The 22746-nt window shown below is 58.8% G+C and carries 25 protein-coding genes; 13 read left to right on the forward strand and 12 right to left on the reverse strand.

The features are described from left to right. The first annotated feature begins 3 nt into the window (after window positions 1-3). The 3 genes from ACOQOY_RS06735 to ACOQOY_RS06745 all read left to right on the forward strand — a co-directional run bounded on the left by ACOQOY_RS06735 (window position 4) and on the right by ACOQOY_RS06745 (window position 4565). Window positions 4-1689 carry an adenylate/guanylate cyclase domain-containing protein gene (locus ACOQOY_RS06735; protein WP_420584696.1) on the forward strand — a complete coding sequence of 562 codons (1686 nt, stop codon included), beginning with the start codon at window positions 4-6 and terminating at the stop codon, window positions 1687-1689. 201 nt (window positions 1690-1890) lie between these two features. Beyond that, complete coding sequence (locus tag ACOQOY_RS06740; RefSeq protein WP_420584697.1) at window positions 1891-3609, forward strand: bifunctional sulfate adenylyltransferase/adenylylsulfate kinase; 1719 nt, start codon at window positions 1891-1893, stop codon at window positions 3607-3609. 98 nt (window positions 3610-3707) lie between these two features. Beyond that, window positions 3708-4565, forward strand: a complete 858-nt coding sequence (locus ACOQOY_RS06745; RefSeq protein WP_420584698.1) for a hypothetical protein — start codon at window positions 3708-3710, stop codon at window positions 4563-4565. A 20-nt stretch (window positions 4566-4585) separates the two neighbouring features. Here ACOQOY_RS06745 and ACOQOY_RS06750 read toward each other — a convergent pair whose 3' ends face one another. The 3 genes from ACOQOY_RS06750 to ACOQOY_RS06760 all read right to left on the reverse strand — a co-directional run bounded on the left by ACOQOY_RS06750 (window position 4586) and on the right by ACOQOY_RS06760 (window position 6194). Next, window positions 4586-5464, reverse strand: coding sequence for a PhzF family phenazine biosynthesis protein (locus ACOQOY_RS06750; RefSeq protein WP_420584699.1), 879 nt, complete (start codon window positions 5462-5464; stop codon window positions 4586-4588). An 86-nt stretch (window positions 5465-5550) separates the two neighbouring features. Continuing rightward, the gene (locus tag ACOQOY_RS06755; protein ID WP_170325930.1) at window positions 5551-5775 is read right to left on the reverse strand and encodes a DUF1150 family protein; all 225 of its coding nucleotides are present in this window, start codon (window positions 5773-5775) and stop codon (window positions 5551-5553) included. 5 nt (window positions 5776-5780) lie between these two features. Further along, window positions 5781-6194, reverse strand: coding sequence for an Hsp20 family protein (locus ACOQOY_RS06760; protein WP_420584700.1), 414 nt, complete (start codon window positions 6192-6194; stop codon window positions 5781-5783). 164 nt (window positions 6195-6358) lie between these two features. Between ACOQOY_RS06760 and ACOQOY_RS06765 the strand changes: the two genes are divergently transcribed. The 3 genes from ACOQOY_RS06765 (at window position 6359) to ACOQOY_RS06775 (ending at window position 8197) form a co-directional block, all read left to right on the forward strand. After that, the gene (locus tag ACOQOY_RS06765) at window positions 6359-6583 is read left to right on the forward strand and encodes a YdcH family protein (RefSeq protein ID WP_058280035.1); all 225 of its coding nucleotides are present in this window, start codon (window positions 6359-6361) and stop codon (window positions 6581-6583) included. A gap of 65 nt (window positions 6584-6648) precedes the next feature. Beyond that, the gene (purE, locus tag ACOQOY_RS06770; protein WP_420584701.1) at window positions 6649-7137 is read left to right on the forward strand and encodes a 5-(carboxyamino)imidazole ribonucleotide mutase; all 489 of its coding nucleotides are present in this window, start codon (window positions 6649-6651) and stop codon (window positions 7135-7137) included. Continuing rightward, the gene (locus ACOQOY_RS06775) at window positions 7130-8197 is read left to right on the forward strand and encodes a 5-(carboxyamino)imidazole ribonucleotide synthase (RefSeq protein ID WP_420584702.1); all 1068 of its coding nucleotides are present in this window, start codon (window positions 7130-7132) and stop codon (window positions 8195-8197) included. Before purE ends, ACOQOY_RS06775 begins: the two co-directional genes overlap by 8 nt. Window positions 8198-8225: 28 nt before the next feature. On the opposite strand, the gene ACOQOY_RS06780 is transcribed toward ACOQOY_RS06775, so the two are convergent. The 6 genes from ACOQOY_RS06780 to ACOQOY_RS06805 form a co-directional block, all read right to left on the reverse strand. Beyond that, entirely contained in the window at window positions 8226-9377 is a 1152-nt protein-coding gene (locus ACOQOY_RS06780; protein WP_420584703.1) for an alpha-D-ribose 1-methylphosphonate 5-triphosphate diphosphatase, read from the reverse strand. Beyond that, entirely contained in the window at window positions 9374-10147 is a 774-nt protein-coding gene (locus tag ACOQOY_RS06785; RefSeq protein WP_420584704.1) for an esterase/lipase family protein, read from the reverse strand. The genes ACOQOY_RS06780 and ACOQOY_RS06785 overlap by 4 nt, the downstream gene beginning before the upstream one ends. Before the next feature lie 30 nt (window positions 10148-10177). Beyond that, window positions 10178-11029, reverse strand: coding sequence for a DMT family transporter (locus ACOQOY_RS06790; RefSeq protein WP_420584705.1), 852 nt, complete (start codon window positions 11027-11029; stop codon window positions 10178-10180). A gap of 177 nt (window positions 11030-11206) precedes the next feature. Further along, window positions 11207-12847 (reverse strand): chaperonin GroEL, encoded by a 1641-nt coding sequence (gene groL, locus ACOQOY_RS06795; RefSeq protein ID WP_420584706.1) that lies wholly within the window; start codon window positions 12845-12847, stop codon window positions 11207-11209. Between the two features lie 55 nt (window positions 12848-12902). After that, window positions 12903-13190 (reverse strand): co-chaperone GroES, encoded by a 288-nt coding sequence (gene groES / locus ACOQOY_RS06800; RefSeq protein ID WP_170352338.1) that lies wholly within the window; start codon window positions 13188-13190, stop codon window positions 12903-12905. A gap of 152 nt (window positions 13191-13342) precedes the next feature. Continuing rightward, entirely contained in the window at window positions 13343-14017 is a 675-nt protein-coding gene (locus ACOQOY_RS06805) for a DUF2161 domain-containing phosphodiesterase (protein WP_420584707.1), read from the reverse strand. A gap of 134 nt (window positions 14018-14151) precedes the next feature. Between ACOQOY_RS06805 and ACOQOY_RS06810 the strand changes: the two genes are divergently transcribed. From ACOQOY_RS06810 to ACOQOY_RS06825, 4 genes are all read left to right on the forward strand, one after another. Beyond that, window positions 14152-15132, forward strand: a complete 981-nt coding sequence (locus ACOQOY_RS06810; protein ID WP_420584708.1) for a TraB/GumN family protein — start codon at window positions 14152-14154, stop codon at window positions 15130-15132. 108 nt (window positions 15133-15240) lie between these two features. Next, window positions 15241-16161 carry a manganese-dependent inorganic pyrophosphatase gene (locus ACOQOY_RS06815; RefSeq protein WP_420584709.1) on the forward strand — a complete coding sequence of 307 codons (921 nt, stop codon included), beginning with the start codon at window positions 15241-15243 and terminating at the stop codon, window positions 16159-16161. 128 nt (window positions 16162-16289) lie between these two features. Next, a complete protein-coding gene (locus ACOQOY_RS06820; protein WP_420584710.1) occupies window positions 16290-17165 on the forward strand; it encodes an HAD family hydrolase in 876 nt (291 codons plus the stop codon). A gap of 100 nt (window positions 17166-17265) precedes the next feature. Beyond that, window positions 17266-17709, forward strand: coding sequence for a MaoC family dehydratase (locus ACOQOY_RS06825; RefSeq protein ID WP_420584711.1), 444 nt, complete (start codon window positions 17266-17268; stop codon window positions 17707-17709). Between the two features lie 87 nt (window positions 17710-17796). On the opposite strand, the gene ACOQOY_RS06830 is transcribed toward ACOQOY_RS06825, so the two are convergent. Both ACOQOY_RS06830 and ACOQOY_RS06835 read right to left on the reverse strand, forming a co-directional pair. Further along, complete coding sequence (locus ACOQOY_RS06830) at window positions 17797-18786, reverse strand: methylenetetrahydrofolate reductase (protein WP_420584712.1); 990 nt, start codon at window positions 18784-18786, stop codon at window positions 17797-17799. Beyond that, a complete protein-coding gene (locus ACOQOY_RS06835; RefSeq protein ID WP_420584713.1) occupies window positions 18783-19289 on the reverse strand; it encodes a methylenetetrahydrofolate reductase C-terminal domain-containing protein in 507 nt (168 codons plus the stop codon). The genes ACOQOY_RS06830 and ACOQOY_RS06835 overlap by 4 nt, the downstream gene beginning before the upstream one ends. A 320-nt stretch (window positions 19290-19609) precedes the next feature. On the opposite strand from ACOQOY_RS06835, the gene ACOQOY_RS06840 reads away from it, so the two are divergent. From ACOQOY_RS06840 to ACOQOY_RS06850, 3 genes are read left to right on the forward strand one after another with little or no spacing between them, the layout of a single operon-like run. Continuing rightward, window positions 19610-20542, forward strand: a complete 933-nt coding sequence (locus ACOQOY_RS06840; protein WP_420587221.1) for a bifunctional riboflavin kinase/FAD synthetase — start codon at window positions 19610-19612, stop codon at window positions 20540-20542. Further along, complete coding sequence (locus ACOQOY_RS06845; RefSeq protein ID WP_420584714.1) at window positions 20539-21012, forward strand: YcgN family cysteine cluster protein; 474 nt, start codon at window positions 20539-20541, stop codon at window positions 21010-21012. Before ACOQOY_RS06840 ends, ACOQOY_RS06845 begins: the two co-directional genes overlap by 4 nt. Then, on the forward strand, window positions 21012-22046 hold the full coding sequence (locus ACOQOY_RS06850; protein WP_420584715.1) for a threonine aldolase family protein: 1035 nt from the start codon (window positions 21012-21014) through the stop codon (window positions 22044-22046). The genes ACOQOY_RS06845 and ACOQOY_RS06850 overlap by 1 nt, the downstream gene beginning before the upstream one ends. Here ACOQOY_RS06850 and ACOQOY_RS06855 read toward each other — a convergent pair. After that, a complete protein-coding gene (locus tag ACOQOY_RS06855) occupies window positions 22043-22648 on the reverse strand; it encodes a 2-hydroxychromene-2-carboxylate isomerase (protein ID WP_420584716.1) in 606 nt (201 codons plus the stop codon). The two genes, ACOQOY_RS06850 and ACOQOY_RS06855, sit on opposite strands and share 4 nt — an antisense overlap. Between the last annotated feature and the right edge of the window lie 98 nt (window positions 22649-22746).

The following is a 22746-nucleotide window of genomic DNA, read 5'->3' on the forward strand; positions in this document are numbered from 1 at the left end:
TGAGTGAATAGCGTGTTGTGGCAGGGCAACTGGGCAACCCGGCTCAGGATCGCAAGCGGTCTGATGCTGTTCGTCTTTGCCTTTTTCCACTTTATCAACATCGGGTTGGGCCTGTTCCACACCGATTACCTGCACGGTATGCAGGACGGGCGCAAAGCCGTCACGCGCCACGATGTGATGAGCGTGTTTCTGTATATCGCGCTTCTGCTTCACGCCGGTCTGGCGCTTTATTCCATCAGCCAGCGCAGGACGCTGCGCATGCCGTTCAGCACGGCCTTGCAGGTCGTTCTGGGGCTGCTAATCCCGCTGCAATTGATCTCTCACATCGTACAAACACGGTTCGCGCACGAGGTTTTCGACGTGAATGACGAGATGGGCTATATCATCATTCTGATGTGGCCCAACTCTGCGATCTGGATGCAGAGCCTTCTGCTGCTGGTGGTTTGGGTTCACAGCTGCATCGGACTGCATATGTGGCTGCGCCTGACGCAGTGGTGGCCGAAAACAGTGCCGTATCTGATCGGTCTGGCCGTCTTTATTCCCTCTTTCGCTATGGCCGGGCTGCTGACCGAAGGGCGGCGCATCTGGGCCGATTTCTCGGACCCGTTTCTGCGTGAACAATATATCGACCACTATAACTGGCCCTCTCCCGAAGAGTTTCAGGTGCTGTTCAGCGTCAAAGACAATGCGGTGCTGGCGTTCTGGATTGCGCTGGGAGCTTCTCTTTCGGTCTATGTGTTCCGCAAACTTTGGCGGCGCAGACATTCGGTGCGGGTAAAATATGTCGAAGGCCCAGAAGTGGTCGCCGAAAAGGGCATGACCTTGCTTGAGATTTCGCAGGCGAACGGCATCCCGCATACCGCCCTGTGTGGCGGTAAAGGGCGCTGCACCACCTGCCGCGTGATCGTTGAAGATGGGGCGGATCAACTGCCCCCTCCCAGCGACGTCGAAGCGCGCAGTCTTGCTGCGGTCAGCGCCCCGGCAGGCGCGCGGTTGGCCTGTCAGATCCGCCCCACAGAACCCATGACCGCTTTTCGCATGTTCCGCCCCGATGGTGGGCGCTCTCGGGCGCATGCGAGTCAGGGGCAGGAACGGAAACTGGCGGTTTTGTTTCTGGATATGCGGGGGTTCACATCGTTGACCACTGGCCAATTGCCCTATGACATCGTCTTTCTGCTGAACCGGTTCTTTGACGCTATTGTTCCTGCAATCACCTCTGACGGCGGCGTGGTCGACAAGTATATGGGGGACGGGTTGCTGGCGGTTTTCGAAACACCCGACGCCGCAAGCTCGGCCCGGGCCGGGCTGAAGGCCGCAGCCGATGTGAGCCGCGCTCTGGAACGCTTTAACCAAATGTTGGAATCCGAGGGCAGCCCCCGCATCCGCATCGGCATGGGCCTGCATCTGGGCGATTTGGTACTGGGTGAGATCGGTGCCGCCGGCAATGCGCCGCGCACCATCATCGGTGACGCCGTAAACGTGGCCAGCCGCCTGGAAGGCGAAACCAAGGGGCTTGGGGTCGAGCTTTTGGTCTCGGCCGAGTTGCTACGGGCGGCCGGGCATGAAGAAAACCCAGAGGGCGTCAGGTCGTTTGACTTGCGTGGCGTGACTCAGGCAGTTCCCGCCTTACCGGTTCTCAGCGCGTCCGGCCTTTTTCCAGAAATGGCGGCGCAGGAACACGCGCTCTGATTTTGGTCAATTAGCCCAGATTGCCGGGACATGGATCGCCGCAAACTGTGAAAAACCAGAAAATCCTTCCAAAACCGGCAAAAACCGCGCATATCGTCCTTTGTTTCTTAGAGGTATATGGACTTCGATAATCAGTCGGTGCAAATGCCCACCAAACGCCCCTGAATCACAGGCAAAATCTACTTTGATATGAGTGCTCCCATGACGATGCTAAGCAATCTGGCTCCTATTCCCGAACTTTATGTTTCTTACGAGTCGGCGCAGAAACTGAAAGTTGAAGCCGCCGACCTGACCAGCTGGGACCTGAGCCCGCGCCAGATCTGCGATCTGGAACTGCTGATGAATGGCGGTTTCAACCCGCTGAAAGGTTTCCTGACCGAGGCCGACTACGACAATGTCGTCGACAACATGCGCCTGGCCGACGGCACCCTGTGGCCGATGCCGATTACTCTGGACGTGAACGAAGAGTTTGCCGAAGGCATCGAGCTGGGTCAGGACATCGCCCTGCGCGACCAAGAGGGCGTGATCCTCGGCACGATGACCGTGACCGACCGCTGGACCCCGGACAAGGCCCGCGAAGCGGAAAAAGTATTCGGTGCGGATGACGACGCCCACCCCGCGGTGAACTACCTGCATAACGTTGCGGGCAAGGTCTATCTGGGTGGTCCTGTCGTTGGCATTCAACAGCCCGTTCACTATGACTTCCGCGCCCGCCGCGACACTCCGAACGAGCTGCGCGCCTATTTCCGCAAGCTGGGATGGCGTCGCATCGTTGCGTTCCAAACCCGCAACCCGCTGCACCGCGCGCATCAGGAACTGACCTTCCGCGCGGCGAAAGAGGCACAGGCCAACCTGCTGATCCACCCGGTTGTCGGCATGACCAAACCGGGCGACGTGGACCACTTCACCCGTGTCCGCTGCTATGAAGCCGTTCTGGACAAATACCCGGCCTCGACCACCTCGATGAGCCTGCTGAACCTGGCGATGCGTATGGCTGGCCCGCGCGAGGCGGTCTGGCACGGTCTGATCCGCGCCAACCACGGTTGCACCCACTTCATCGTTGGCCGCGACCACGCTGGCCCCGGCAAGAACTCAGCCGGTGAAGACTTCTACGGCCCCTACGACGCGCAGGACCTGTTCCGCCAGTTCCAGGATGAAATCGGCGTAGAAATGGTCGACTTCAAGCACATGGTCTATGTGCAGGAACGCGCCCAGTACGAGCCGAATGATGAGATCGAAGACAAAGACAACGTCACGATCCTGAACATCTCGGGCACCGAACTGCGCCGCCGTCTGGCCGAAGGTCTTGAAATCCCAGAATGGTTCAGCTTCCCCGAGGTTGTGGCAGAACTGCGCAAAACCAAACCGCCGCGCAGCCAGCAGGGCTTCACCGTTTTCTTCACCGGTTTCTCGGGCTCGGGCAAATCCACCATCGCCAACGCGCTTATGGTCAAGCTGATGGAGATGGGTGGCCGTCCGGTCACGCTGCTGGATGGTGACATCGTTCGTAAGAACCTGTCGTCGGAACTGGGTTTCTCGAAAGAACACCGCGACCTGAACATTCGCCGCATCGGCTATGTGGCCTCCGAGATCACCAAAAACGGCGGCATCGCCATCTGTGCGCCCATCGCGCCTTATGCCACCACCCGCCGGGCAGTGCGCGAAGACATCGAACAGTTCGGTGCCTTCTGCGAGGTCCACGTTGCGACCAGCATCGAGGAATGCGAACGCCGCGACCGTAAGGGTCTGTATAAGCTAGCGCGAGAAGGCAAGATCAAAGAGTTCACCGGCATCTCGGACCCTTACGACGTGCCGCAGAACCCTGAGCTGTCCGTCGAGACCGAGAATGTCGACGTCGACAACTGCGCCCATCAGGTGCTGCTCAAGCTGGAAAGCATGGGCCTGATCGCAGCGTCCTAAGTTCTGTAAATAATTGATGAACGGCCTCCGACTCTCGGGGGCCGTTTTTCATTGGGTGCGATTGACATCACCTGCTTCTGTTGATGCAGTTGCAGGACATGATCAGGCCAACCCCTAACCTGCCCACCATTGCCAGTTTCTGGTTCGGCTCTGACCTCAGCTGGCTGGAGGCGCTGTGCATCCAATCCTATCTGGACCGCGGGCATCCATTCGTCCTTTACACTGCGCATCCGGTCAACGGCATTCCCAAAGGGGTCGAAGAGCGCCCCGCCAGCGACATACTCTGGCCCGCACCGTTTGAGTTACGCGCCGAGGACAGGCTGGGCGTTGCCGTGTTTTCAGATATCTTTCGGCTGCACCTGATGCAGAAAACGGACTTTGTATGGGTCGATCTCGACGCTTATTGCGTGAAACCTTTCGACTTTCAGACGCCGTTTGTTTTCGGCCAATCGCACACCGGCAACTACCCGACTGGCGTGCTGCGTCTGCCGCGCGGCTCTGAAACCCTGTCACGAATGTTGGAATTCGTGACGTCCGACAACCCAACCCAGCCCTGGCGCGGCGCTCGGATGCACAGGCTCAACCGACAGCGCGTCCGAAACGGTGAGACCTGGGGGATCGAGACGCTGCCCTGGGGCAGTTCCGGCCCCAAGGCTTTTGAGTTCTTTCTAAGTCAAACCGGCGAATGCAGGCATGCGCTGCAGGCCGACATGTTCTATCCGTTGACGCCGAAAGAGCTGCGGAAGCTGCACGATCCCCGCGTCCCCACGACAGAGATCGAACGGGACGGCGTTCATTCAGTACACATATATGGCCATCAGAAACGCGTGATGGCGCAGAGCTTAGGCGGCCTGCCTGTAGTCGGATCTTACTTGCAGAGGCTGTGCAACCGGCACAGCATTGATCCCACCGCCAATCCGATTTTGCCCATAGGATGGTTGGCACCAAAGGATTAAACCGCAGGTCTGACCGAAGTTTACTCGGGCAGATCAACTTGGCCGCGCATCAAAACGTGACCAAAACCGGCGACCTTAATGCCCGTCATCGCGTCAGCCGGACCAACCCGCGTAACGGTGGCCTGGCCAGGCCGGCCCATGTCATGACCCTGTTCGGCAATGAAACTATCCTTTGGCATCAGCCCGTATTTCCACAGGTAAGCCGCCATCGCACCGGTCGCCGACCCGGTGAAGGGGTCTTCGGGCGGGCTGGGCGGGGCCATCAGCAGGCGCGAGAACGTGTCGCCCGCCTCGGTCGCACCCTTGAGCGTCACAAGAAAGGGTTCGGCCATGTCCGACCCCGAGACCCCGGCTTTGGCCGCAACATCGCGCAACACCTCAATATCCAACCTCGCCGCGCGCAGGGCGACGTGATCGCGTAAAACGGTGATGCAGAATGGCAAGCCGGTCGACACGAATTGCGGCGGCGAGATGATCCCGTCTTCGGGCAGGTTGATGGCGGCAGCGACCAGATCAGTGGGGACAAGGTTGCCAAATTGCGGCGCGACCTGTGTCATCTCGATCTCATCCCCGTTCAGGCGGATCGTTACAATCCCCGCACCTGTCTCCAACGTCAGTGTATCGCCTTCAAACAGCCCGCGTGACTGCATCGCCGCGACGGTGGCAATTGTCGGATGCCCGGCGAAGGGAATCTCGCGGCTGGCAAGGAAATAGCGCACCCGAATATCGGCCACATCCGAAGGCCCGGTAAAGGTGCATTCGACCAGAGAGGTTTCTCGCACATAGGCCATGCAGGTCTCTTCGGACAGAGCTGCTCCGCCATGCACCACGGCGCAGCCGTTACCGCCAAAGGCGCGGTCGCTAAAGGCGTCTACCCAGTCAAAGTCAAACCAGCTCATGTCTTGCCCCTTTTCGATATGCGAACCACTTTAGGTCCGCATATCTCGCCTGCGGGGCGGCAGATGTCACGGAGAATTCACGTGACTTAGTGTACGGCCACCGGAGAAAAATCGTGCTCGCGCGCCAGCACAAAGGCCAGCTTGCGGTCGGCGACCAGCGCCAGTTGCTGACCATCCGAGTCATGGACTGCATAAAGCTGATCGAGATCACCTGCCTGTTCACGCACTTCCCGAGGCAGATCAGCAACGTCTACAGCTTTGACATAGACGATCCGATCACCTTCGGCGTTCAGTTCAATCGGTGTATTCATAGCTCTTACCCCTTTCTTATGTTGATCGTTTGCACCACGGTTTCCGGCACGGCGCGGGTCAGATCCACATGCAGCAGACCGTTTTCCATGATCGCCTCGCCCACCTCGACACCGTCGGCCAGCACGAACATGCGCTGAAACTGACGCGCCGCGATGCCACGGTGCAGGAAAATACGCCCCTCGCTGTCGTCGCGTTGACGGCCCCGGATCACCAGTTGGCGATCCTCGATGGTGATCGCCAGATCCTCTTCCGCGAACCCAGCTACGGCCAGAGTGATGCGGTACGAAAAGTCCGAGGTCTGTTCGATGTTATAGGGCGGGTATCCTTCGTTGCCAGCCTTTGCAGACCGCTCCAGAAGGCGTTCCAACTGCTCGAACCCCAAAAGATGCGGGTATGAGCCAAGAGTAAGTTTTGACACGTATTTTCGTCCTTTATTGCCAAAGCGACGTGTGGTGCGGCCCCATTCTGGCAGCCGCGTAGAATAGAATATGGGAATATGCAGGGATGTCCACAAGGTCTGGCCGGATAAACCCTGACACACTATCTTGTGTGACAAGCACCACAAAAGGCACTGAGTCGCACATGAACGCGCCCACCGATCTTTCGATGAAAACAGACGAGGTTTTGCGGGTTGAACTGGAGGTTTTCCGCCGCCAGCACCGTGATCTGGACGAGGCGATTGAGGCACTGCAATCCACCGGAACCGCCGATCAACTGACGATCAAGCGGCTGAAAAAGCAGAAATTGCGACTGAAGGACATCATTCGCCTGATCGAAGACCGTTTGACCCCTGATATCATTGCCTGACGCATTGCCACGAAGTTCGATTTGGCTATAGTGCGCGCTCTTTCGAACGGCAGGGACGCAAGCGGATGAGCGATGTGAAAGTGGGGATCATCATGGGCAGTCAGTCGGACTGGCCTACGATGAAAGAAGCCGCAAATATTCTGGATGAACTGGGCATTGCGTATGAAAAACGCATCGTCTCGGCGCATCGCACCCCGGATCGCTTGTGGGAGTATGGCAAAACCGCCGCATCGCGCGGGCTGCATGTGATCATTGCGGGGGCCGGAGGGGCCGCGCACTTGCCCGGCATGATGGCCTCGAAAACACGGGTGCCGGTGATCGGCGTTCCGGTGCAGACGCGGGCGCTGTCGGGTGTCGACTCTCTGTATTCCATTGTGCAGATGCCCAAAGGGTTTCCTGTGGCGACCATGGCGATTGGTTCGGCAGGTGGCGCAAATGCGGGTCTGATGGCGGCTGGAATTCTGGCTTTGCAGGACGACGCTCTGGCGCAGCGGCTGGACGCGTGGCGCGAGGCGCTTTCGGCCTCGATCCCCGAGGAGCCTGTCGATGAGTGAAGCACTGAAACCCGGCGCAAGGATCGGAATTCTCGGCGGCGGACAGCTGGGCCGTATGTTGTCGGTTGCAGCCGCGCGTCTGGGATTTGTGACCCATATCTATGAGCCCGGCGCCAACCCGCCCGCAGGTCAGGTGGCCGACCGTGTAACCACGGCGGCCTATGACGATGCTGAGGCGCTGAAGGCTTTTGCCGAGTCGGTCGACGTCATCACATATGAATTTGAGAACATCCCGACCGAGGCGCTGGATATTCTCGAAGCCCACCGCCCGATCCGCCCGGGGCGTGAGGCTCTGCGTGTCAGTCAGGATCGCCTGACCGAAAAGACCTTTTTGCAAGAGCTCGGCCTGCAAACCGCGCCCTTTGCCGACATCACCGATCTAGACAGCCTGAACGCAGCGATTGAACAGATCGGCACGCCCGGCATCCTGAAAACCCGCCGTTTTGGTTATGACGGCAAGGGACAGGCCCGGCTGCGCGCGCCCGAGGACGCCGAGGCCGCGCTGGCCGATATGGCGGGCGCTCCGGCGATCCTTGAAGGGTTTGTGGATTTCAGCCACGAGGTCTCGATTATCGCGACGCGGGGGCTGGACGGTCAGGTTGCCTGTTTCGACCCCGGTGAGAACGTACACCGCGACGGCATCCTGCACACCACGACGGTCCCTGCCCGATTGCGCCCGGCACAGCGCACCGATGCGGTGCTACTGGCGGCCAATATTCTGAACGCGCTGAACTATGTTGGTGTCATGGGTGTTGAGCTTTTTGTCACCTCCGGCGGGCTGATTGTGAACGAAATCGCGCCGCGGGTGCATAACTCTGGCCATTGGACCCAGAATGGCTGCGCGGTGGATCAGTTTGAACAGCATATCCGCGCGGTGACCGGATGGCCTTTGGGTGACGGCCAGCGGCATTCGGATGTGGTAATGGAGAATCTGATCGGCGCAGACATGGACCGCGTACCCGAACTGGCGCAAGAGCGTGATGTAGCCTTGCATCTGTATGGCAAAGCCGAGGTCAAATCAGGCCGCAAGATGGGCCATTTCAACCGCATAGCGCGCTAGGGAACATCGTACATGCGCGCGGGATCGCTCAGTTGACGAACCGCGTGGCGATGTCTCCGGCCATGTAACTAACGCGCCCACCCGCCAGTGTGGCAGAGACGCGGTGGGATTTTGCGTCGAGGATCACCAGATCGGCGCGTTGGCCGGGTGCCAGCGTGCCCCGATCCTGCAACCCCAGCACCCCTGCAGGACCCGAAGACACCAGAGCCCACGCATCTGCCAGATCAAGCAGGCCCGAGCGGGCTATCATCAAAGCAGCGCGGCGTGGACTGGGATAGTGATAGTCCGAAGCCAGCGCGTCGCAATACCCCATCGCGATCAGGTCCAGCGCGCTGGCATTTCCCTTGTGCGACCCGCCACGCACGACGTTGGGTGAGCCAAGGATGATATGATCTCCGGCGGTACGTGCGGCCTCGGCGGCCTCAAGGGTTTCGGGGAATTCCGAAATTTGCGCCCCACGTGCGCGCCACTCTGCGCGGGTTTCAGCGGTGCCGTCATCATGACTGCCCAAACGGATGCCCTGCGCGGTAAGGGTTGCGCATAGTGCGTCCAGTGCGGCTGGAACTTCAGCACGACGGGCGTGCATGGATAGCAGCATGTCGAAATGTTTGTCAGGGTTTCGCCCAGCCTTCAGGGCCTGACCTGTAAGACGGGGCGGCTTGCGACCTTCTGCCAGCCGATCATGCGGAAGGTGGTCATTGAACACCACATATGGCACGCACCATTCAGCGATGCGCTGAGGCAGGCCCGCGTAATCATCCAGCATATGCGTCTCGAACCGCAATTGCGGCATCAGGTCGGTGACAACGTGATCCCTGACCGACGCAATCGCACCGAACACCTGTTCGGCGAATTCGGGGCCGCGCACGCCGCCTTCCCAGCTGTGGAACTGGGCCAGAACGGCGGTGGTGATGCCATTGGCGGCAAGTTCAGCCTCGACTGAGAGGATGCCCTCTTCCATCTGTTTCATCGCCCCACGGCGCGGCGCGATGTGGCGTTCAAACCCGTCGCCATGCAGGTCGATTATGCCAGGCAGCACAAGATAGCCCGACAGGTCTATGGTCCGCCCACTACGCCCGGATTGGACAACCCCTTCCGCCAGCGACAGGTCAGCCGGTACAAGGCCTTGCTCTGGCAAAAGCACATCTGCACCGGTCAGGGTCAGATCCAATGCAGTCATTGGGTCGGCTCCGATGCGGGTTCCGAGCAATCCTGCCCGATGCAAATCTCGTCAATAATATCCAACACACCGTCCAGCCAGGTGATCTGGGGATCGAACTGCCCGAATTCTATGAAGTGCAGCGCTTGCGCCATCACCCGCGGGTTGTTCATCATGAAGGTGTGGGTCACAGGCAGGACAATGTGATCCTTCATACCCTCGACCTTTGTGGTTTCGACCGAGACCTTCCCATCATCCTTGCCGTCAATGATCGACGAAAACACCGGATTCAACGAGTTCTTGCCCGCAATCACGCCCAGCTCGAAATCCACGGGTGGGAGTTGCCGTGGAATGCCCTCGGGACCAGTACCCAGCGCCTGCCCGGCAGGGCCGTGCAGCATGCCGAACACCTCATAAGCGCCCAGCTCATCCACCAACTGACTGCCCTGATTGGGCGGACCAAGCATGACGACGCGGCCCAGATTCTCAGGGTGATGGTCCTGCAGCCAATACCGCAACAGGATGCCGCCCATCGAATGCGCCACCACGTTTACCGTGTCGCCACCACACGCTGCAAACGCGCCCGGCAGGGTCCGATCGGCCAACTCGGGAATGGGCAGATCTGTCGACGGATAGCCTGGACGCACCACGGTGTAGTCGTGCGCTTTGAACAATTGCTCCATCACCGTGAAGGAGGCTTCGGTGCGTGCGAGACCGTGCAACAGCACTACACATTTCGCGTGGGCCGCGACCGGGACGAGCAACAAGAAAAGGGCGAGCAGGTATCTCATAGCCGCCAGATAAAGCCTAACCAGAACCGATTAAACCCCCTGACGCGGTTTCAGCCGCAGAACGGCCAGAGCAATGCCCCCAAGAACCAACACGGTACCAAGGATCAGGCGTAGATTGATGGCTTCGCCCAAAATGGCAACCCCTCCGGCGATGGCGATAATCGGGACGCTCAGTTGAACAACTGCCGCTGTGGCGGGCGCCAGCTGCGGCAGGACGCGGTACCAAAGCGCGTATCCCAGACCTGATGTAACACCGCCAGACAAGGTCGCCAGAGCATATCCGGCCAGCGACATATGCCACTCAATCCCTGTTGCGAACAAAGCCAGCGCTGTTATCGGCAAGGCAACCACAAAGTTGGCCGCCGTTCCGGCCAGCGCATCCGGCTCGAACCGGCCCACCAGAGTATAGATCGCCCAGCCAATCCCCGCCGCTACCATCAGCGCGGCTCCAACCGGATTGACCTGCACCGCGCCCGACGGCCAAAGCACATATGCCAACCCTGCCAGAGCAATCACGGCACCGCTGGCCTGACGAACCTGCGGCATATTCCCTGCAATCGACGTGACCGTGAACATGGCGATCTGCACAACACCGAACAGGATCAGCGCGCCAAGCCCGGCATCCAATGTCAGATATGCCACTGAGAACCCGATCATATAGAGCGACAATGCCCCTGCCCCCGCGATGCGGCGACGGCTCAACAATGGCAAGTGTCCGCCACGCAACCAGACCAGAAACGCCAAAACCAAAGCCCCTGCCAAAACCCGGACGACGGCAAAACCGGCGGGATCACTGGCGCCGCTGTCAATAGCCAGACGGTTCAGGATCGAATTCGCCGCAAAGGCGCACATGGTCAGGGCGGTCAGCAGAAACAATCTCATATCAACCGCATAACCCGATCCGCATGGTTTGCACACTCACATTCCTGCGCCATGCGCCATAGGCTTCTTCTATTCCAAAGTTCCTCTGCCAGAGGCATAGGCGCATAGCAGCTATTCAAAACGAAACGGGGCCGCCCAAAGGCGACCCCGCTATTCTTACCACTAGGCGTGGGCCGATTACATCATGCCGCCCATGCCGCCCATGTCGGGCATGCCGCCTGCAGCAGGCGCATCTTTCTGCGGCTTGTCAGCAACCATTGCTTCGGTGGTGACCAGCAGGCCAGCAACCGATGCCGCATCTTCCAGAGCGGTACGGACAACTTTGGCCGGGTCAATCACGCCGAACGAGAACATGTCGCCATATTCTTCGGTCTGCGCGTTGAAGCCGAATGCTGCGTCGCCGCTTTCGCGAACCTTGCCAGCAACAACCGCACCGTCGACACCTGCGTTCTCGGCGATCTGGCGCAGAGGTGCTTCGATTGCCTTACGAACGATGTTGATGCCTGCGTTCTGGTCAGCGTTTGCGCCTTCCAGAGTTTCCAGTGCTTTACCGGCCTGAACCAGAGCAACACCACCGCCGACGACAACGCCTTCCTGCACAGCAGCGCGGGTCGCGTTCAGAGCATCGTCCACACGGTCCTTACGCTCTTTCACTTCAACTTCGGTCATGCCGCCGACGCGGATCACGGCAACACCACCTGCCAGTTTGGCAACGCGCTCTTGCAGCTTCTCACGGTCGTAATCCGACGAGGTTTCTTCGATCTGAGTGCGGATCTGAGCAACACGTGCTTCGATCTCGGCTTTCTCGCCTGCACCGTCAACGATGGTGGTTTCGTCTTTGGTGATCTCGATCTTCTTGGCGGTGCCCAGCATGTCCATGGTGACGGACTCAAGCTTCATACCCAGATCTTCCGAGATGACCTGACCACCAGTCAGGATCGCGATGTCCTGCAGCATGGCTTTGCGGCGATCGCCGAAGCCCGGTGCTTTGACAGCAGCAATTTTCAGGCCGCCGCGCAGTTTGTTGACAACCAGAGTTGCCAGCGCTTCGCCTTCAACATCTTCCGCGATGATCAGCAGAGGTTTCTGCGACTGGATCACCTGTTCCAGAAGCGGAACCATCGGCTGCAGCGAGGACAGTTTCTTTTCGTGCAGCAGGATCATGCAATCGTCGAGTTCTGCGATCATCTTGTCTGCGTTGGTGACGAAGTAAGGCGACAGGTAGCCGCGGTCGAACTGCATACCTTCGACAACATCGGTCTCGGTTTCCAGACCTTTGTTTTCTTCGACGGTGATAACGCCTTCGTTGCCAACCTTCTGCATCGCGTCTGCGATCTGCTGGCCGATTTCGGCTTCGCCGTTGGCCGAGATGGTGCCAACCTGAGCAACTTCGGCCGAGTCTTTGACTTCGCGCGACGCGTCTTTGATGCCTTCAACAACCTTGGCGGTCGCCAGGTCGATGCCGCGCTTCAGGTCCATCGGGTTCAGGCCCGCTGCAACCTGCTTCAGACCTTCGCGAACGATGGCTTGAGCCAGAACGGTTGCGGTGGTGGTGCCGTCGCCGGCTTCGTCATTGGTGCGGCTGGCGACTTCTTTCACCATCTGCGCGCCCATGTTTTCGAACTTGTCTTCCAGTTCGATTTCCTTGGCAACCGAAACACCGTCTTTGGTGATGCGCGGCGCGCCGAAGGATTTATCCAGAACCACGTTGCGGCCTTTGGGGCCCAGGGTCACTTTAACAGCATCGGCCAGGATGTTTACGCCTGCCAGCATGCGGTTACGGGCATCGGTGTCGAACTTGACGTCCTTTGCAGCCATGTCGTTTCTCCTTGAGAAATAAGTTTGGAATGAAGATCAGAAGAAGCGCGACGGCTTACTCGATGATCCCCATGATGTCGCTTTCTTTCATCATCAGCAGCTCTTCGCCGTCGACCTGAACCTCGGTGCCCGACCATTTGCCGAACAGGATCTTGTCGCCAGCTTTAACAGCCATTGCGATCAGCTCGCCGCTGTCCTTGCGCGCGCCTTCGCCGGTTGCGACGACTTCGCCTTCGCTGGGCTTTTCTTTTGCGCTGTCAGGAATGATCAGGCCGCCTGCGGTTTTCTCTTCGCTTTCGGTACGGCGAACCAGCACACGGTCATGAAGCGGTTTCAATGCCATCTTTGTAGCTCCTTGGGCTCAAAGTTTATCTATCCTCCCCTCGCCTTCCGACGAGGCGTTAGCACTCGGAGTGTGTGAGTGATAACGACGCATAGCTAGGGAGTTCAAATCCCCGAGTCAACAAGCTGTGATGGATTTTTTGGCAATCAGCGTCAGACAGGCTGCTCCCAGCTGTAGGCCCAGTGTTTCAAACCCTCTTGCCCGGCTTCGGTCAGGCCATAGACGCCCTTTTCAACCTTGTCGAACCACCCGTAGTGATTGTCACGCATCAGGCGCGTGGCCTCAGCGACTCCGGTTGCCTTTGCCACCTCGGACCCTTTGGTGGCACCGCATTCCGCCAGATGAGCCGCGCATTTCAACGCGTCCTGCCGATAGGCCGTGACAATCCCGTGCCGGGTTGCTCCGCCTGCGTTGGGGTCGCCCTGCAACCGGTCGAACTCTCGCAGCAACCGCGCCGCGCGAGCCTTCTCTTTGCGTGGGGCATAGGGTCCGGGATCGCACTGCACCTCGACCGTACCGTCCGCACGCACCGTGATCAGGCCAAGCCCCAGACGTCGGCACAGGGCAAGATTGTCTTTCAAAGCCCGTCGGGCGGTGCGTCCCTTGGGTTTGCAAACAGCGATATAAACCTGATCGGTGATTTTCAGCCGAGTGATGGCCTGATGGAACAATGCCAGTGAAAACCGAAGCTTAAGCTCGACAATCACTGGCTCATCTTCACCGCGCACGGCCACGATATCGGCCGGACCGACCTCGCCTTTGACGGTATAGCCCTGACGCTCTAACAGCGCCTTAATGGGCGGATAAAGATCCTGCTCACGCTCCATGGCTTCATGCTAGGGAAATTGCTGTGGAATGCCAGACACAGTTGCAACCGCCCTGTCCCTCGCCGCTTGCACCCATGCCTTTGCCACGGCAAGGTCGCACCATATTCCAATTGCAAGTTCAACCGGTGGCCCTGATGCGTTTTCTGTTCTTCCTTTTCTCTTTACTGCTGCCCATCAGCGCCCACGCCGCGTGCGAGGGGCAGGATTTGCGGGCGAACCTGACGCCGGAAATTCAATCCGAACTGCAAGCGGCCATTGCCAACACTCCGTTCACCGAGGGCAATCACTGGATCGCAACCAAAGACGACGCCGTCCTGCACCTGATCGGAACTCTGCACACCAGCGATCCGCGTATGGGCGCCGTGGTCAAACGCCTGACGCCAGTCCTGAGCGAAGCCGACGCCTTCTATTTTGAAGTGACGCAAGACGAAATAAAGGCGTTCGAGCAGAGTCTGGCAAAGGACATGAGCCCGGTCATGATCACATCCGGCCCGACCCTGATCGAACTGATGCCCGAAGAGGACTGGGCCGCCCTCTCTAGCGGACTGGCCGATCGTGGTATTCCCAGCTGGATGGCCGCGAAAATGCGCCCATGGTTCCTGAGCATGATGCTGGGCATCCCACCCTGCATGACCCAGGACCCGGATGCCGACTATGGAATGGACGCGCGCCTGACCGATATGGCCAATGAATATGACATTCCGCAGCACTCGCTTGAACAGGTCGAGGATCTGATGACCATGTTCAACAGCCACCCGATTGAGAAACAGGTGCAGTCCCTCGTCCGCATGGCCGACGCCTTTGCTGGCAGCGAAGACCAGCTTGCCACCATGGCCAACGCCTATATCGAGGAACAACATGGTCAGATTATTCAACTCGCACGTTTGCAGGGCCGTGAAACCTCGGGCTTATCGCAAGAGATTTTTGACGAGGAATGGGACGGGTTCGAGAACCAGCTGCTGATTGAACGCAACAACAACTGGATGAAGCACATTCTGAACATTCAGGACCAAACCGCAGTTATCGCGGTCGGGGCCGGACATCTGAGCGATGAGCACGGTTTGCTGAACCAATTGCAGTCGGCGGGCTACACGCTGACCCGTGCTCCGTTCTGACCAATCGGGCGATCTCAGACCAACCGTCGCAGCGTGATCACTGCCGGGTGACAACCCCGGCAGACCGACCTATAAGGCGCGCAAATCTACCATCCTCAGGACGCTGACATGACAACCCTAGTTTTTGGCCACAAATCCCCCGATACCGACTCCACAGGCTCGCCGATCCTGTGGTCCTGGTATCTGAACGAAGTCAAAGGCGAACAGGCCGAGCCTGTTCTGTTGGGCGAACCCAACACCGAAGCCGCTTTCATGCTGGAAAACTGGGATCTGCCCAAGCCGCGCATCCTTGGCGATCTGGCCGCAGACACTCCGGTGGTGATCGTGGACACCAACAACCCGGCCGAGCTGCCTGCCAATATCAACGACGCTGATATCCGCGCCATCATCGACCACCACAAGCTGGTTGGCGGGATTGAGACCAAAGGCCCGATCGACATCACCGTGCGCCCTCTGGCCTGTACCGCAACCATCATGGTCGACCTGATGGGCGATGACGCCGCCAAGATGCCCGACGCCATCAAAGGCGCGGCACTGACCTGCATCCTGTCCGACACGCTGGAATTCCGCTCGCCCACCACCACCGCGCATGACCGCGAAGTGGCCGAAAAGCTGGCGGCGGAACTGGAACTGGATATCTCGGCCTATGCGGCAGAAATGTTCGCAGCGAAATCGGACGTATCCTCGTTCTCGGATGCCGAACTGATCCGCATGGACAGCAAGGAATACGAAGTCGACGGCACCAAGTTCCGCGTTTCGGTTCTGGAAACCACTGCACCGGGCGTTGTGCTGGACCGCAAGGCCAGCCTGGCGGACTCGATGGTTGATGTTGCCAAGGAAGACGGCGTCGATCAGGTTCTGCTGTTCGTGGTCGACATCCTGAACGAAGAAGCCACCCTGCTGGTGCCGAACGATCTGGTGAAGGGCGTTGCCGAGAAGAGCTTTGGCGCATCCGTCGACGGCGATGCCGTTGTCCTGCCCGGCGTCATGAGCCGCAAAAAACAGATCATCCCGAACCTTAAGGTCTGATCAATACACAACTGCTTTTAAAAGGCGTCCGGTTTGGCCGCCTTTTTCCTTTTTCCGAGGCTCTGGAAAATCGGCTCAAGCTCTGCCATAGCCTTGGCAATACGCAGTCCTGTGCCGAAAGAGACCCAATGACCCAGATCATCCATTCGCTTTCAGAAGTATCCGACCGTTACAAAGCACTGTTCGTCGATCTTTGGGGCTGCGTCCACAATGGCATCACAGCGTTCCCCGAGGCCGTCGCTGCATTGCAGGATTACCGCGCGCGGGGCGGGGTTGTTGTTTTGGTCACAAATTCTCCGAAACCGCGCGCTGGCGTGGCCGTGCAGTTAGGCCAGTTCAATGTGCCGGCTGACGCCTATGACACCATCGCCACCAGCGGAGATTCCGCGCGGTCCGCGATGTTCCGCGGGGCCGTCGGTCACAAGGTCTATTTCATGGGGGAGTGGCAGCGCGACGCCGGTTTCTTCGAGCCTCTAAAAATACTGCATCACCCGATCCATATCGAACGAGTCCCTCTGGATGAGGCCGAGGGCATCGTCTGCTGTGGCCCGTTTGATCCGATGGCGGACCCTGCGGTGAACCGCCCGGATTTCCTATATGCCAAGCAGAAGGGCATGAAACTGCTCTGTGCGAACCCTGACATTGTGGTCGACCGGGGCGAGGTTCGGGAATGGTGTGCTGGCGCTCTGGCAAAGCTTTACACCGAGATGGGTGGTGAAAGCCTGTATTTCGGCAAACCGCATCCGCCGATCTATGATCTGGCGCGCCGCCGGTTGCAGGAACTGGGTCACGACATCCCCGATGGCGACATTCTGGTGATCGGAGATGGCCCGCATACCGACATTCTGGGCGGTATGGGAGAAGGGATTGATTCTCTGTTCATCTCGGGTGGATTGGCGGCCGCAGAAACAAAAACTGAGCACCATCCGCACCACGAATCCCTAACCGATTATATCGCAAGGGAAAATATCAATCCCACGTATACAATTGGCCGCCTTCGCTAAGCAGAAAAGGCTTGATTTTCTGCGCTTGCGAAGTAATAAAGTTGCCGAACAGGGGTAACTTTGATTGTTTTGTTGCCCAACGGATTTAAGTGAGGGCGACATGTTGGACAATCTTCCGCGCGGCACGATCTGTATCGAGGACATCGAGATGGGCATGACCCGTTACCTGCGCAAAGTGGTGACGGACGAGGATATCGAGATGTTCGCTCAGGTCTCAACCGACCGGAATCCGGTGCATCTGGATGACGACTATGCCCGCGACACGATCTTCGAGGGGCGCATCGCGCATGGCATGCTGACGGCAGGTCTGATCTCGGCCGTGATCGGCGAACAACTACCGGGTCACGGCACGGTCTATATGGGCCAATCGCTCAAGTTCCTCGCTCCCGTGCGCCCTGGCGACATGGTCTATGCCGAGGTCAAGGTGATCGACATTGATTTTGCCAAGCGTCGCGTGAAGCTGGATTGCCACTGCGCCGTTGACGGCAAAAAGGTTCTGATCGGCGAAGCGATGGTTCTGGCACCATCACGCAAGTTCGACTGATCTACGTGAAAATTAAGTCAAAAGGCGCCCGTTCGGCGCCATTTTTGTTTGATGCCCGCATATCACTCACGTCGCCACTGAGGCCCATCAGGTTTTGCGTGTACGCTTGCGCCCCTTCAAAGCACCGGATTCCATTATGATTTCAGAAACCAAGTGTTCGCGCCGGTAGGCCATAACATGCACCCCTGAAACCCCGGCGATTTCCTGAATCTGCTGGATCAGCTCAACGCATATTTTCTTACCCTCGTCGGCTGACTTGTCAGCTTTCTCCATCCGTTCAATGACCGTATCCGGAATGTGAACTCCGGGCACATTGCTGCGCATCCATCGCGCTGCACGTGCCGATGCAATCGGACCAACCCCTGCGATTATGAAAACCTTTTTGTCCAAACCGCTATCCCGCACCCGAGTCATGAATTTTTCAAACAGCGGAATGTCATAGATATAGTTGGTCTGAATATACTCTGCCCCGGCCTCAACCTTCTTTGCCAGCCGGTCCGGACGCCAGTCATAAGGCGGAATGCAGGGGTTCTCTGCCGCCCCCAGAAACAGTTGCGGTGGACGTGTGATCTTGCGACCGGACAGAAACGTTCCGTGGTCGCGCATGGTTCGAATAGTGCGCAACAACGTAAGTGAGTCAAAATCGAACACCGGCTTAGCCCCGGGCTGGTCTCCGACGCCAACGCCGTCTCCCGTCAGGCATAAAACATTGCTAACACCCAGAGCAGCCGCCCCCAGCACATCGCCTTGAATTGCGATCCGGTTCCGGTCGCGGCAGGAGATCTGATAGACCGGCGAATATCCCGCCCGTGTCAGTAGCGCGCAAATCCCGATCGACGACATATGACAGTTGGCCCCCGAAGCGTCGGTCGCATTGATTGCATCTGCCACTTCGCCCAGAGGCTGCGCGGCCTGGAACACATCCTCTGGATCGGCGCTGTCGGGTGGGTTCAATTCTGCTGTCACCGCAAAACGGCCCGAGCGCAAGACCCTCTCTAACCGACTGTGCGACACGTATCCCTCGGGCACCGGGACATAGCCTGTGGCTTCTACTTCACCATGTCGCGTATCGCTCATTTCTTCAGTTCCCGGTTCACCGCGTTAGGCGGTTCGGCGGCCAGTGGCGCAGCGGACGGTTCGTTCTTGCGTGCCTCGGGAAACGCCTGAGCCAGCGTCTCGCGCGCTGCATCCCGGGCCTTGCGTTCTTTCGCCGCGATTTCCCGACTGACCCGCAGCCAAGAGGACGAGCCGCGCAATGTATGCTCAACCGGCGGCAACACTTCCTTTATCTTGTCAGATCCGTCGCGCATTCGACTGGCCCCGTCCCACGCCAAGGCCCAAACGCATTTCATGTCGGGCTTCACTTCGCAGAACTCGCCGGGCCTCACGCCGCCGCATGGGCCGTTGCGCAATTGCTTCGGGCAGTTCATCGGGCAGGACATTCCGGTCGAAGACAAAACGCATTGTCCGCACATTTTGCAGTCGAACAACAGAGTCTTCACACCTTTTTCGACCAACGCAATGGGGCGTTCCACGCGGTTGTACCCGATTTTTGCGAATACCGGATCCAGCGCGACCATGCCCCGTTCGACACACTTGTATATCCACTCGAAAGAACGGGCATGGCGTATCGCGAACAATCGCAATCTGTACACAGCTATGCCTCCTTTGCCGGGTTCCCCTGAACCGCGTCAGGTTCCCAACCCGGAACACCGCGTTCCCGTAGGTCAGGCTTTCAGTCTACACTTAGAATTTTTTTGAACTCAAGCAGTTGTCGGCAATCAGAATTCACGGTCGACGCTGCCCAATCGGGAAGCGGTTGTTGGTATGTGTGCTCCAGCATCGTCAAAATTCATTCTGACGCTTGAACATGTTCCCCAGCCCCGCTACGCAAACCCTCATGCGCATCATCCGGGATTTTCAATTCACCGAGCCTCAGGACCGCGGCGCCAGTGTGGCGATCGGGAATTTTGACGGCGTTCACATCGGCCACCAGTCGGTGATCGAACTGGCGCGGAAGGCCGCGCCCGACGCACCGCTGGGGGTGTTGACCTTTGAGCCGCACCCGCGCGAGTACTTTGCCCCCGACACCCCGCCCTTTCGCCTGATGCGCGGCAACGCGCGTGCGCACCGTTTGGAAAAGCTGGGGGTTCAGAAACTGTACGAACTGCCCTTCAACGCCGCTCTGGCAGGGCTGACACCGGACGAGTTCGCCCGCAACGTTATCTGCGACGGCCTGGGCCTGTCGCATGTGGTCGTCGGAGCCGATTTTTGTTTCGGCAAAGGCCGCAGTGGCACGGCTGAGGACATGGTTCGATTTGGGCAAGAGATGGGCTTTGGCGTCACGATTGCGCCGCTGATGGAGCGGTCCGAGAATGTTGTGTCCTCTACTGCGATCCGTACTGCGCTTACCGAGGGTCGCCCCCACGACGCCGCCTCAATGCTGGGTCACTGGCACCGGATCGAAGGCGAAGTGATCGGCGGGGAACAGCGCGGGCGCGAGCTGGGCTTTCCAACCGCAAATATGTCAATCGAAGGACTGCACCCGCCGAAATTCGGCGTCTACGCGGTGCTGGTTGATGTATTGGACGGCCCGCATCAGGGCAGCTACCACGGGGCGGCCTCGGTCGGCACGCGGCCGATGTTTAATGGCGAAGTGCCCAATATCGAAACCTTCCTGTTCGATTTTTCAGGCGACCTTTATGGCTCCACCCTATCTGTCGGGCTGGTTGAGTACCTTCGCCCCGAAATGACCTTTGATGGTCTGGACGGCCTGATCGCGCAGATGGACGCTGATTGCGACAAGGCCCGCGCCCGGCTGGCAGCGGTATGACCACAGACCCGATTGACCGCAACGGCCTAAGCGCGCGTTTCTGGGAGCGCAAGCCGCTGACCAAGATGAACCAGCGCGAATGGGAAGCGCTGTGCGACGGCTGCGGCAAATGCTGTCTGAACAAGCTGGAGGATGAGGACACCGGCGAAGTCGCCCTCACCTGCGTCGCTTGCCGCCTGCTGGACGATGAAAGCTGCCGCTGCACGCAATACGACATCCGTCACCAATTCGTGCCGGAATGTATCGTGATGAAGCCCGATAACATCGACGACCACGCCTATTGGCTGCCGCAAACCTGCGCCTATCGTCTGCTGTGGGAAGGGAAACCTCTTTACGACTGGCACCCTTTGATATCTGGTACGCCGGACAGCGTGCATGCCGCCGGAGTCTCGGTTCAGGGACGCACGGTGTCTGAGTTCGAAACCCCCATGGAAGAGTGGGAAGACTATATAATCGAGGAGCCCAACTGATGTACTTCGCCTCTGACAATTCCGGCCCGGTTCACCCGCAAGTCATGGCCGCATTGAACGAAGCCAATCAGGGGTATCAGATGGCCTACGGGGCCGACACTCTGATGAACGAGGTGCGGGATCGCATTCGTGGTATTTTTGAGGCTCCGGGCGCAGCGGTATATCTGGTGGCCACAGGGACGGCAGCCAACGTGCTGGCGCTGTCGACGCTGACAAACCCGTGGGAGACGATCTTTTGCTCTCCGGTCGCGCATATCCACGAAGATGAGTGCAACGCGCCGGAATTCTACAGCGGTGCAAAGCTGACGCTTGTTCCGGGCGACGACAAGATGGACCCCGAAGCCTTGCGTCGGTCGATTCTGGCCGAGGAAACTCGTGGCGTGCATGGCCCGCAGCGCGGCCCTGTGTCGATCACGCAGGTGACCGAACGCGGCTCAGTCTATTCGCTGGGCGAGTTGCAGGCACTGTGCGGTGTGGCGAAGGAATACAACCTGCCCGTCCATCTGGATGGCGCGCGGTTAACCAATGCGCTTGTCGCGCTGGACTGTTCCCCGGCTGAGATGACCTGGAAATCGGGTGTGGACGCGGTCAGCTTTGGCGGTACCAAGAACGGACTCATGGGGGTTGAGGCGGTCGTCTTCTTTGACGAAGCCAAAGCCTGGGAATTCGAGCTGCGCCGCAAGCGCGGTGCGCATCTGTTTTCGAAACACCGATACCTGTCCGCCCAGATGGCAGCTTATCTGAAAGACGACCTGTGGCTGCAAATGGCCCGCCAAGCAAACGACAACTGCGCGCGTCTGGTTGATGGTCTGCGTGCCAAAGGCGCGTCCTTTCTGCATGAACCGCAGGCCAATATGGTCTTTGCTGAGTTTTCCCGCGCCCGGCACAAACAATTGCACGAGGCCGGAGCGGTCTATCACCTATGGGGCGCTGAATTGAACGGGGCAGATGACGAAGAACCCCTCGCCTGCCGCCTCGTCTGTGACTGGTCGATCAGCGCAGACGATATCGACCAGTTCCTCGCCCTGCTTTAAGCGCCCTTCATAGTGGCCAGATGCCGGTCCAGATCGTCCAGTCGATCCTGTCCCCAGAACCTCTGATCATCTTCGGTGATGTAGAACGGCGCGCCAAAGACGCCGCGGTCCACAGCCTCTTCCAGATTGGCGGCATAGGTTTCGGCTCCGACCAGCAGTCCACTATCGGCGAGGCTGGGATCAAAACCCGCTTGCGTCAGGCAATCGCGGATCACTTCATCCTGCGCGATGTCCTTTTCCTCGGCCCAGCAGGCGCGCAGGAAGGATTGGACCAGTTTGCCCACATCGCCAGATCCATCCTTGACTGCCGCAATCACCGCGTATGAAGACGGCGCCATATTCGTCGGCCAATGCGCCGGTTGCAGGTTGAACGGCAGCCCCAGCGTGCCGGACTGCCGCACCAATTCCTGCGCACGGTACTCAATCCGGGATTTGTGCCGATCCTTGGGCGGAGTGCCCCCGGTGCGCGCAAACAGCGCCATGATGTCCAGCGGTTTGTAGTTGATTGTTGCGCCATGTTTGGCCGCGATTTCTTCCAGCCTGGACCCTGCCAGATATGTGAATGGCGAGAGTGTCGCAAAATAGTAATCAATGTCGGCCATGAGCACTTTTCTCCGCTGCAAAATCTTTGCTGGACGGTAAGGCCATGCTAAGCGGTGTCAACATCACGAATCTGTCACATTTGCCATTGCTGCCCGGG

Source organism: Ruegeria sp. (assembly GCF_965221235.1).
Classification (GTDB): Bacteria; Pseudomonadota; Alphaproteobacteria; order Rhodobacterales; family Rhodobacteraceae; genus Ruegeria.

Bases quoted from the DNA above. Each gene is read 5' to 3' on its own strand.
- ACOQOY_RS06740 (WP_420584697.1), top strand. From the start codon at position 1,891: ATGACGATGCTAAGCAATCTGGCTCCTATTCCCGAACTTTATGTTTCT.
- ACOQOY_RS06745 (WP_420584698.1), top strand. From the start codon at position 3,708: ATGATCAGGCCAACCCCTAACCTGCCCACCATTGCCAGTTTCTGGTTC.
- ACOQOY_RS06750 (WP_420584699.1), bottom strand. From the start codon at position 5,464: ATGAGCTGGTTTGACTTTGACTGGGTAGACGCCTTTAGCGACCGCGCC.
- ACOQOY_RS06755 (WP_170325930.1), bottom strand. From the start codon at position 5,775: ATGAATACACCGATTGAACTGAACGCCGAAGGTGATCGGATCGTCTAT.
- ACOQOY_RS06765 (WP_058280035.1), top strand. From the start codon at position 6,359: ATGAACGCGCCCACCGATCTTTCGATGAAAACAGACGAGGTTTTGCGG.
- purE (WP_420584701.1), top strand. From the start codon at position 6,649: ATGAGCGATGTGAAAGTGGGGATCATCATGGGCAGTCAGTCGGACTGG.
- ACOQOY_RS06775 (WP_420584702.1), top strand. From the start codon at position 7,130: ATGAGTGAAGCACTGAAACCCGGCGCAAGGATCGGAATTCTCGGCGGC.
- ACOQOY_RS06780 (WP_420584703.1), bottom strand. From the start codon at position 9,377: ATGACTGCATTGGATCTGACCCTGACCGGTGCAGATGTGCTTTTGCCA.
- ACOQOY_RS06785 (WP_420584704.1), bottom strand. From the start codon at position 10,147: ATGAGATACCTGCTCGCCCTTTTCTTGTTGCTCGTCCCGGTCGCGGCC.
- ACOQOY_RS06790 (WP_420584705.1), bottom strand. From the start codon at position 11,029: ATGAGATTGTTTCTGCTGACCGCCCTGACCATGTGCGCCTTTGCGGCG.
- groL (WP_420584706.1), bottom strand. From the start codon at position 12,847: ATGGCTGCAAAGGACGTCAAGTTCGACACCGATGCCCGTAACCGCATG.
- groES (WP_170352338.1), bottom strand. From the start codon at position 13,190: ATGGCATTGAAACCGCTTCATGACCGTGTGCTGGTTCGCCGTACCGAA.
- ACOQOY_RS06805 (WP_420584707.1), bottom strand. From the start codon at position 14,017: ATGGAGCGTGAGCAGGATCTTTATCCGCCCATTAAGGCGCTGTTAGAG.
- ACOQOY_RS06810 (WP_420584708.1), top strand. From the start codon at position 14,152: ATGCGTTTTCTGTTCTTCCTTTTCTCTTTACTGCTGCCCATCAGCGCC.
- ACOQOY_RS06815 (WP_420584709.1), top strand. From the start codon at position 15,241: ATGACAACCCTAGTTTTTGGCCACAAATCCCCCGATACCGACTCCACA.
- ACOQOY_RS06820 (WP_420584710.1), top strand. From the start codon at position 16,290: ATGACCCAGATCATCCATTCGCTTTCAGAAGTATCCGACCGTTACAAA.
- ACOQOY_RS06825 (WP_420584711.1), top strand. From the start codon at position 17,266: ATGTTGGACAATCTTCCGCGCGGCACGATCTGTATCGAGGACATCGAG.
- ACOQOY_RS06830 (WP_420584712.1), bottom strand. From the start codon at position 18,786: ATGAGCGATACGCGACATGGTGAAGTAGAAGCCACAGGCTATGTCCCG.
- ACOQOY_RS06835 (WP_420584713.1), bottom strand. From the start codon at position 19,289: ATGGTCGCGCTGGATCCGGTATTCGCAAAAATCGGGTACAACCGCGTG.
- ACOQOY_RS06840 (WP_420587221.1), top strand. From the start codon at position 19,610: ATGCGCATCATCCGGGATTTTCAATTCACCGAGCCTCAGGACCGCGGC.
- ACOQOY_RS06845 (WP_420584714.1), top strand. From the start codon at position 20,539: ATGACCACAGACCCGATTGACCGCAACGGCCTAAGCGCGCGTTTCTGG.
- ACOQOY_RS06850 (WP_420584715.1), top strand. From the start codon at position 21,012: ATGTACTTCGCCTCTGACAATTCCGGCCCGGTTCACCCGCAAGTCATG.
- ACOQOY_RS06855 (WP_420584716.1), bottom strand. From the start codon at position 22,648: ATGGCCGACATTGATTACTATTTTGCGACACTCTCGCCATTCACATAT.